This window comes from uncultured Campylobacter sp., from assembly GCF_938045595.1.
Classification (GTDB): Bacteria; Campylobacterota; Campylobacteria; order Campylobacterales; family Campylobacteraceae; genus Campylobacter_B.
This window is the reverse complement of sequence record NZ_CALIBB010000009.1, coordinates 1-9,778: the sequence shown is the minus strand read 5'-3', so window position 1 is coordinate 9,778 and position 9,778 is coordinate 1. Positions and strand designations below refer to the sequence as shown.

The 9,778-nt window shown below is 46.5% G+C and carries 8 protein-coding genes; 5 read left to right on the top strand and 3 right to left on the bottom strand.

The annotated features are described in order from the left end of the window. The 3 genes from Q0340_RS00275 to Q0340_RS00265 all read right to left on the bottom strand — a co-directional run. The coding region (locus Q0340_RS00275) for an ATP-binding protein (RefSeq protein ID WP_298081681.1) at positions 1-3,506 on the bottom strand (3,506 nt) is incomplete at its 3' end. 165 nt (positions 3,507-3,671) lie between these two features. After that, positions 3,672-5,474, bottom strand: a complete 1,803-nt coding sequence (uvrC, locus tag Q0340_RS00270) for an excinuclease ABC subunit UvrC (protein ID WP_298081680.1) — start codon at positions 5,472-5,474, stop codon at positions 3,672-3,674. Further along, the gene (locus Q0340_RS00265; RefSeq protein WP_298081679.1) at positions 5,455-5,865 is read right to left on the bottom strand and encodes a hypothetical protein; all 411 of its coding nucleotides are present in this window, start codon (positions 5,863-5,865) and stop codon (positions 5,455-5,457) included. Before Q0340_RS00265 ends, uvrC begins: the two co-directional genes overlap by 20 nt. Before the next feature lie 27 nt (positions 5,866-5,892). Here Q0340_RS00265 and Q0340_RS00260 point away from each other — a divergent pair, with 27 nt between their 5' ends. The 5 genes from Q0340_RS00260 to Q0340_RS00240 all read left to right on the top strand — a co-directional run. After that, entirely contained in the window at positions 5,893-6,093 is a 201-nt protein-coding gene (locus Q0340_RS00260; protein WP_297883091.1) for a hypothetical protein, read from the top strand. A gap of 54 nt (positions 6,094-6,147) precedes the next feature. Further along, positions 6,148-7,683: a glutamine-hydrolyzing GMP synthase gene (guaA, locus tag Q0340_RS00255; RefSeq protein WP_298081678.1), complete on the top strand. Its 1,536-nt coding sequence runs from the start codon at positions 6,148-6,150 to the stop codon at positions 7,681-7,683. A gap of 1 nt (position 7,684) precedes the next feature. Further along, positions 7,685-8,296: an NAD(P)H-dependent oxidoreductase gene (locus Q0340_RS00250; protein ID WP_298081677.1), complete on the top strand. Its 612-nt coding sequence runs from the start codon at positions 7,685-7,687 to the stop codon at positions 8,294-8,296. 121 nt (positions 8,297-8,417) lie between these two features. Continuing rightward, the gene (locus Q0340_RS00245; protein WP_297902627.1) at positions 8,418-8,618 is read left to right on the top strand and encodes a hypothetical protein; all 201 of its coding nucleotides are present in this window, start codon (positions 8,418-8,420) and stop codon (positions 8,616-8,618) included. A gap of 264 nt (positions 8,619-8,882) precedes the next feature. Continuing rightward, a partial coding sequence (locus Q0340_RS00240; protein ID WP_298081676.1) for a hypothetical protein occupies positions 8,883-9,778 on the top strand: 896 nt, incomplete at its 3' end.

The window sequence follows — 9,778 nt, the reverse complement described above, 5'->3', positions numbered from 1 at the left end:
ATCTCCTCTTCCTCAGGTTGTGGGATAACTACCGGTTCAACTTTTACGCTAACAGGCTCAATCTCCGGCTCTTCGACATGAACGTTTTGAGTAGCAGGCTCTGTCTTTGGAATAGACACCGACTCCGGCTCAATACTTGGCTCTTCGGCAGGAATATTTTGAGCTGCCGGTTCTACTACTGGCGTTACCGGTTCAGACTCGATATTTGAAATCTCTTCAAGTTTTGGCTCTATAGGTTTTAGTTCAGGCTCAATTGCTACCGGCTCTGGCTCAACAGCGATAGGTTCTGGTTCAATTATCTTTTTAGTTGGAATTTCAGGTTCTGAAAGTTTAACATTTGAAATTTCATCTTCATGAGCAGAAACACTTGAAGTATCAGGCTTCGAAGCTTTAGCGATAGGAATTTCAGACTCGGTTTTAATGGCTACCGGAATTTCTTCTTCTACGCTTGGAATTTCAACCTTTTTGGCAGGCTCTTGCACCTTGGCGCTCGGTTTGATATCCGAAAGATCGATATCTATATCAGGAATTTCAATCTCAGCCTTAGGCGTCTCAACCTTAGCCTTTGGAATTTCTACTTTTGCAGGCTCAGCCTTTACTTGTTCTTCCTCTTTCTTAATCTTAGGAAGCTCTATTTCGATATCAGAAATATCAATGCTAGGAGTTTCGGCTTTAGGAGCCTGGGTCTGCGTCGTATGTGTTTTGAGCCCCACAAAATCATCAGGGATTTCCAAAGATATAGGCTCATCGATATCGGTCTGGGCATCCTTTGTGCTTGAAGGCTCTACCTTTGGCTTTTCTGCGCGCGGGATTACTATTTCAGGAATATCAATATCGATCTTTGGCGATTCAGGCTCTGTCTTTTCAATCTTAATATCACTCATAGGCTCGATATCTATAGGCTTAATGACCGGCTCTTCTGCTTTAGGAGCTTCTTTTTTGAGCTCTTGAGCAATACTAGGCTTACTAACAGCCTCCTCTTTATGCGCAGAATGAGCCTCGGCATCATGCGTACGCCTTCTGCTTTGCAAGATAGCGCGTAGCTCGTCTGCCGACGAAGTAGTAGCATGTCGTAATTCATCGAGCTTGTTGATGATAGGTCTTTCTTTTACTACCGGCTCTTCCATAATCATTTCATCAGCGACGATAGGCTTTTCTACCTCGGCATCCAGCTTAATCTCATGCGTCTGTGGAGCAAAATCCGATCTACTTAGAGCAATTCCGGATTTTGAAATTTTATCTAGCGTCTTAACAAATTTAGTTAAGTTAAAAGGCTCTGTGAGGGTAAAAATTTTAGAATTTGAAATACTAATACTTTGAAGCTCTTTTGGCTTAAGAGTCAAGATCGTAGGCATACTCAATATATCGCTAACCTCGCCGTAATTCTTAAATCTAGTGATAAGAGCGTCATATTTGTTATTATTTTGCGCTGAGCGGAACTGCGCATTCGTATTAAATATCGAAATTTTACCACCTAGCTTGCTGATGTAGTTTTTAACGATATCATTATACATCGTATCGGCGCTATCGGCTAAAAGCGCAAAATTTAGCCCTTTGATGCTTTCAAATACTACGTCCGCATCAGTTTTTTGTGTCTCTTTAAAAGCAAGGGTAAAGTAAAATCTAGTACCTTTTCCTACGGTAGATTTGACCTGAAGCTTACCGCCCATCATCGCTACGTATTTAGACGAAATCGTAAGTCCAAGACCTGTTCCACCATATTTACGCGTGATTGTAGAGTCAGCTTGAGAGAAGGCGTTAAATACATTTGCGAGCTTATCTTCAGAAATTCCAATGCCGGTATCTTCTACGCTAAACGTTACGATCGCCTCTCCCGGAGCTTTGCTAGGCTCTCTTAAAATTTCGACCACGATAGTGCCGTGCTCAGGCGTAAATTTGACCGCATTTGACATGAGGTTGATAAGAACCTCTTTGATCTTCGTAATGTCGCCGTATAGGTGGTGCACGAGTGTAGGATCGATGTAGAGCAGGATGTCGATATTCTTTTCGGCAGCCTTGGCTACGTAAATTTCAACTGCGCTTTCAAAGTCTTGGATAGGATTAAATAATATATCCTCAAGCTCGACCTTATTGCTCTCGATCTTAGAGACATCCAAAATGTTATTAATGATCGTTAGAAGGTTTTCGGACGATTTTTCGATGGTATCAACGTAATCCCGCTTCTCCTCGTCCAAATCGGTATTTTTAAGAAGCTCCGTAAAGCCGATGATGCCGTTAAGCGGCGTCCTGATCTCATGCGACATATTGGCCAAAAAGATCGATTTTGCCTTGTTGGCATCCTCCGCAGCGCCCTTTTGATATGCAATCAGATCGAGCGCGTCCTCGATAAGCGAATACGCTTTGTTAACACCCTCACTAGTCCTAACGTCGATATGCTCGTGCTGATTCGTCAAATCGCCGATTCGGCTAAGCACGTTGCCGAGGTCGGTAACGTTCTGTCTTAAACGTCTTGTAATACCCAAGGCAAAAACGACCAAAATAGCCGCTAAAACCCATATGCCAAGAGCGATAAATAGGTTTCTTAGTCTTTGCGCTAGATAAGTATCGGCATGCATCGCAAGCTCAGCATTGATCTTTTCAGAAATTTCGCTTAGCTTTTTATATTTAAGTGTAGTAGAGGCAAACCACTCTTGAAAAGGCACGCTATAGTGTCCCTCGTCCGCTTCTTGCTGCAATGTGGCTGAAATTTTAGCAGTCTCTCTTAATGCGTTTTGAAATTCCTCTCCGTCTAGAATTTTTAAAATCGCGGCTCTAGCATCGGATTCCGGCAAGAAGTAGTAATTAGGAAGCGAACTAGATAGGTTGAAGCTAGCCCAAGTCCTTAGCTGCGCCTGATTCATCGCCTTGCTACCGATAATGTATTCGATAATATAGTCACGCTCCGATGCGGTGGCATCCATCGCCTCATAAGTATTAAGCAATGAAACCGTCCAAACGGTGATATTTGAGCTTACAAGACCCTCTCTTAGCACTCGTTGGATTGTTTTTACATCATCGTCGAATTTTTGAAAATATGAGCTGAAAAGCTCACCGAAGCTTTTGCTTTGAGCATCGACATCCCTTCTTACCTGCGGAAGCTTGTCTAATAAACCGTCTATATCGGTCTCGGCAGCCAAAAGCTCGTCATTACCGGTGCCGTAGGCGAAAATATCAAAAATAGTCTTTTTTACGACATTTTCACTGATATTTTTGCTTTCTTTATACTTTGCAAGCGCATCGTCGGTTTTTTTGCGTTGGCCCGATAGAAGGGTTCCCATACCGGGGTTTCCCTCGCTACCCAAAAACGCCGAAGTGATACCGCGCTCTTTATCTACCTGCTCTACTAACGCTGCGAGATTGCTATTTTTAGCAATCTGCTGCTGCAAAATTCCCACTCTGGCGTAATCCTGCAAAGAGATAAACAAGAAATATGATGCAAACGCGAAAATCAAAAGTAACGGGATACCGCTAACAAGTCTCAAAGCACTTGTAGTATTTAAATTCATACAAAATCCTTCAAAGCGCAGCTTACGCGACGTTAAATTTTATTCAACCGGAGAAACGAAGTCGCTTCCGTCACGCTAGGCGGAGACGATTTAGCCGTCCTGCAAAGTTAATGGGTGATTTTACTAAACAAATCTTTAAATATAGCTTTTTGCGTTAGGTTTTCGTTAATGATTGTTTAAAATTTTTTCGGCGGTTTGGATATTCGTAAGCGATCTGATCTCATCAAAGCTCGCCGTATAAATGCTCTCAAAATCTCCGTAAAAGTCCAAAAGCTTCTTCAGGCTTCCCTTGCTAACGCCCAAGCTTAGCAGTTTTGAGCTTTGCAGATCGAGTTTGCGTTTGCTCTTTTGGTGAAACGAGATCGCAAAGCGGTGCGCCTCATCGCGCAGGCGCTGGAAAAACTGCAATTTTTTATCATCCGTCGGCAGCGAAAAAATCCCGCCTTTCGTGCAAATTTTATCCTTCGCGGCTCCCTTTGCGCGGTGGGCTTTAGCGTCGATCTTTTCTTTAGAGATAGCGATTATATCGATGTTTGCCCCGACGCTGCAGATTATTTCCTCCGCCAAGTTTAGCAGAGCCGTTCCGCCGTCGATGAGCCACAGATCGGGCGCTGCAAGCTCGTCAAATTTAAGCGCGCGGCTAGTTAGATACTCGCGCATCTGATCGTAGTCGTTATTTGAGCTAAGGTGCTTGTGGCGGTAGTTTTGCTTGTTAAACTCGCCGTCTTGAAAGCTTATCATAGCCCCCACGGCCGCGGCGCCGAACATATGCGAATTATCGAAAACCTCGATATTTACCGGCAAATTCGTAAGATTAAAATAATCCTTCAGCTCCTGCAAAAACGCGTAATCGTGTGTTTTTAGATGCTTTTTGATATTGATCTCGCAGTTTTGGTATGCGATCTCGCAAATTTTACGCTTCTCGCCGATTTTCGGCGCATAAATTTTAAACGCTCTTTCGTGCCGCTTGGATAAAATTTCGCATACCAGATCCGCATCGTCAAACTCGTCGTAAACGTAAATTTTAGCGCACGCCACGGGAGCTGCGGCAGGAAAAGCGCTTAAGATCATCTGCTTGTAAGCGTTTGCGATATCATCGGCGCTTGGGGCTTTGCAGTTAATTATATGCGAGCTTGAGGCTGAAATTTTACCCTCGCGTATGCTAAAATGCACGGCGCAGACGAGCCCGTCGCGTGCGGCAATCGCAAAGACCTCGAAATCATCGAGCTTTGCCAGATCGACCTCGACCTTTACGTTCATCTGCTTTAAAATTTCGATCGTATCGCGGATCTGCGCGGCTTCCTCGAAATTTTCGCTCTGCGCGAGCCGCGCCATCCGATCCTGAAGCTGCGGTACCATCTTTTGCGGATTTTTCAGAGCCACAAGCGCGCTTTGCACGATACGAGCGTAATCTTGCTTTGAAATTTTATCCTCGCACGGAGCGGCGCAGCGCCCGATCTGATGGAACAAACAGGCCTTTTTGCCCTTGACGCAATTTTTCTTCTGCACGAGCGGAAACTGCATGTAAAGCGTCTGCAAAATTTCCTTTGCGCCGTGAAAATAGGGGCCGAAGTATCTGATGTTTCTGCCCTTTATGATCTTTCGCGTGATCTCAAAGCGCGGAAAATCGTCGTCTAAATTTACGTAGATATATGGATAGGTCTTATCGTCGCGCAGCAGGATGTTGTATTTGGGCTTAAGCTGCTTGATGAAGGAATTTTCTAGTATCAGCGCGTCGCTCTCGCTGGGCGTTACGATATATTCTAAATGCACAGCCTCGCCTATCATCTTGGCGATGCGCGCGCTTAAGCGCGGACTCGGTGCGAGAGCGGGCGTGAAAGAGAAGTAGCTTTTGACGCGATTTTTTAAAATTTTAGCCTTGCCGACGTATAGCAGCTTGCCCGCGGCGTCAAAGTACTGATACACGCCGGGGCTAGCAGGCAAGCTCTTAATCTCCTCTATTAGCAAGGATTAACCCTCTTATCTCTTCAAAAATTTTATAAATTTGCGGATCTTGGATTTTGTTTTCAAACTCCCCTTTTGCGCGCTCTGAAGATAAAATTTTACTGCTTCGGCGCATACTCATTTTAAAGGCTTGCGCGCGTCTTTTATTCACCAGCCTACTTGCGACGAAAAATTTTATATCGCGCACGCCGCAAAGCTCCGCCGTCTCTCTAGCGGCTACGAAGCGCTTTAATACGTCTTTTATTAAATTTATATTACTATCGCGTTTTAGTTCGCAAAGCCCAGCCGGGTGTTTCGCGGCTATCATCAAAATGCCATCTTTGACGTAGATGAAAGCGATCAGCCTTTGCCAACTAAGCGGCAAAATCGCTAAAAACTCGCCTCTTTCTCGCATCTTGGCATATAAAGGATTTTTTCTGATATGAGCGATTATTTCTCTTGCATTTTCCATAGACGGATTTTAGCATTTTTTATCTTAGTTTTGCTTAGCGGCTGCGGATACAAAGCACCGCCATTTTACTCGGACGCAGATGAGCAAACCGTGAATGCAAAGGCATCCGCCGCGGATGGCAACAAAACAAACGACACGAAAGGCGGCGTTAGAATTTTACGCGATAAATAGCCTACTTTTAGCTTTGCTTTGTTATACTTTTAAAAATTTTTACAAAGGAATTTCATGCAAACGGCAGACATTTTAGTGCTGGACTTCGGCTCTCAATACACCCAGCTGATCGCTAGGCGCTTGCGCGAACAAGGCGTTTACACCGAGCTGATCGCATACGACGCACCGATCGATAAGATAAAAGCAAAAAACCCTAAAGGTCTTATTTTAAGCGGCGGACCCGCTAGCGTTTACGCCAAGGATGCGTATTTTTGCGACGATAGAATTTTTGAGCTTGGAATTCCAATTTTAGGTATCTGCTACGGCATGCAGCTCATCGCGCATAAATTTGGCGCTAGCGTCGTGCCTGCGGGCAAAAAAGAGTATGGCAAGGCTTCTTTGAAACTGCTTCGCGCTAGCAGGCTATTTGGCGGCGTGGAGGATAACTCTACTGTCTGGATGAGCCACTCGGACAAGGTCGAGAGCCTGCCGGAGGGCTTTGAGGTGATGGCAAGCTCGGATGAGAGTGAGTGGTGCGTATTCGGCGACGAGACCCGTAAAATTTACGCGCTACAGTTTCACCCGGAGGTCTGCCACAGCGAGTTCGGCGATAGAATTTTAAAAAATTTTGCCAAAGAGATCTGCGGAATAACCAGCACTTGGAATATGGGCAGCTTCGCCAAAGAGCAGATGATCAAAATAAAAGAGCGCGTAGGTAGCGCCAAAGTGCTTTGCGCGGTAAGCGGCGGCGTGGATAGCTCGGTCGTAGCGGCGCTTTTGGCGCATGCGGTGCCGCAGAGCCTGATAGCGGTTTTCGTCGATAACGGACTACTCCGCACGGGCGAGCGCAAGGCGGTAGAGGAGATGTTTAGACTTAAACTCGGCGTGAGCTTAGACGTGATCGATGCTAGCGAGCTGTTTTTAAGCAGACTGAAAGGGGTGGTCGATCCCGAGCAAAAACGCAAAATCATCGGCGCGACCTTCATTGAAGTTTTCAGCAAAGAAGCAGCAAAACACAAAAACGTAAAATTTCTAGCCCAAGGCACCCTCTACACCGACATCATCGAAAGCTCCGTCGCAGGCTCAAGCAAAACAATCAAAAGCCATCACAACGTAGGCGGCCTGCCTAAGGATATGAAATTTGAACTGATCGAGCCTCTGCGCGAAATTTTTAAAGACGAAGTGCGCCAGCTGGGACTTGAGCTAGGTCTTTCGCGCGAAGTCGTTTTCCGCCATCCGTTCCCGGGTCCGGGTCTTGCGATCCGCATAATGGGCGAGGTAAATACGCCGAGTCTCGAGCTGCTGCGCAAAGCCGACGTGATCCTACGCGACGAGCTAAAATCAAGCGGCTGGTACAACAAAACGTGGCAGGCATTTTGCGTGCTACTAAACGTGCACTCCGTGGGAGTCATGGGCGATAACCGCACCTACGAAAACGCCGTGTGCATACGCGTAGTGGACGCTAGCGACGGTATGACGGCCAGCTTCTCGCGCCTGCCGTACGATCTGCTAGAAAACGTCTCTCGCCGCATCATAAACGAAGTAGACGGCATCAACCGCGTAGTTTACGACATCTCGAGCAAACCGCCTGCAACGATAGAGTGGGAATAAGATGAAACAAATCTGCATCATTTTAGCGCATCCTTACGAAAGAAGCCTAAATGCGGCTATTGCAAACGTAGCGGTAGAAAAGCTGCAAAATAGCGGCTACGAGGTTAAATTTCATGATCTATATAAGGAGAAATTTAATCCGATCCTTAGCGGCACCGAGCTCGTGAGCGATGAAAGCGACGACGAGCTGTTAAAGGCGCATCAAAAAGACATAGCAAACGCCCACGGCATCGTGATTGTCCATCCGAACTGGTGGGGCGAGCCGCCCGCCATCCTCAAGGGCTGGATTGACCGTGTGCTAAGGCAGAGAGTAGCCTACGATTTTGCGCCGGGCGATAACGGCGGCGGGCTTCCGATAGGACTTTTAAAGGCTAAAGCCGCCGTAGTTTTCAACACCTCCAACACCCCCGAGGCCAGAGAAAACAAGATATTCGGCGATCCGCTGGAAAGAATTTGGAAAAGCTGCATTTTTGATTTTTGCGGCGTGAAAACCTTTGAGCGGCTGATGTTTAGAGTGGTCGCGGATAGCGACGAGGTCGAGCGAAAGGTCTGGTTAGAGCAGGTAGCGCAGACGCTGGATAGGTACTTTCCGAAGCAGATGAATTTGCTTTAAATTTAAAAATGCGCTGCTCGCAAAATCCGAACGGCATAGAATTTGACTGCCTATTTAAACAGATGCGCGCCGAATTCGCTCGCACATTTGGCGCAAAATCTATGAAATTTAGGAGGTAATCATGCTTAGATTAATCGCTGCGATGGCGATTTTAGCGGCTCTCATATACTTCGTCATGGGAGGCGGCGGCAAAAAGACGATCAAGGATTACAAAAATTTAAGCCGCGAGGAGCTGGAGACTTTATGCCTCGAAAAGAACGACAAGATCGCCTGCCAGCGTATCGCCGTGGACTATATCAAAGAAAATAAACCGAAAAAATGATCTAAATTTGCGAGGCTAATTTTGCGGTTTCGCTCAAACAGCGCGCGGTTAAATTTCTTTCTAGCCCGGTCCAAACGCTGCGCGGATAAATTTGCCCGCAAAGCACGGCTGAAATGCCGATTTGACCGGTACCGAGCGCCGCGCAAATAGCGTAAATTTAAAAGCAATAATTCAAGTATTAGCATGCGCGCTGAAAAACCGCTAGCCAAAATTAAAGCGATAAATCGCGCTGTGTTCTTTACGCGCAGACGAAAGGAGCGACCGATGAAAATTTTATGGCAAAGTAGGCTTCAAAACAGACTTCGCGATATCGGCGAAAACGTCCTGATAAAGGGCAATCGCGCATTTTACGCAGGCGATAACGACGAGCAAAAGCAGATGAAGCTTAGAAAATTCTCGCTCGCAAGCGGCGAGCAGCTAGCGGGCGCGCCTTTTCGCGATTTTACCCGCGCCGCGACCTTTGACGATGACGGCTGCACGCTCGTAGTTTTGGGCTTTATTGACACGATTTATAAATTTAACGCTGCGGATCTCGCGCTCATCTCAAAGCACAAAAAGGGCGTGCTAAAATACGGCAACTTTATCGCGCTAAGTAGCAAGGGCGGCGATAAAAAGGCTATTACGGCGACCGACGACACGCTTTTTATTTACGATTTTAAGACGCAGACGGGCACGCGAAAGCGATTAAAGGGCTGCACGGCGATTTTTAAGCAAGATGAGCTAAATTTCTTGATTTTTACGCGCTCGGGTCAAATTTACCGCCTAAATTTGAGCGGTTGCGAGCTTAAAATCATCGCTAAAACTTGCCCTATGACGCAGGCGCAGCGCGCAAGCGGCGGATATTGCATTCGCGTGGGCAAAGCAGACAAAAACGGCGAAATAGAGGGTGTTAACGAGCTTGTTTTTACAGACGCGAATTTTAACGTTAAATTCCGCGCGGAGCTGGACTTTGATTTCGATAGATTCGAGCTTGCGGCAGACGGACCGGACGGCTGGCGCGGATACTTTATAAACGAACCGAATGAGCTGAGGGTTCTTGATCTGCGTAGCGAGGCGGGCGGCTTCGAGGACGGCAGCTCGGGCGGATTTACGCAGGTCGAGGCGAGTAAATCCAGATGCGAAGCGATGGATAAATTTGAGTGCGACGAGCCCTTTAAATT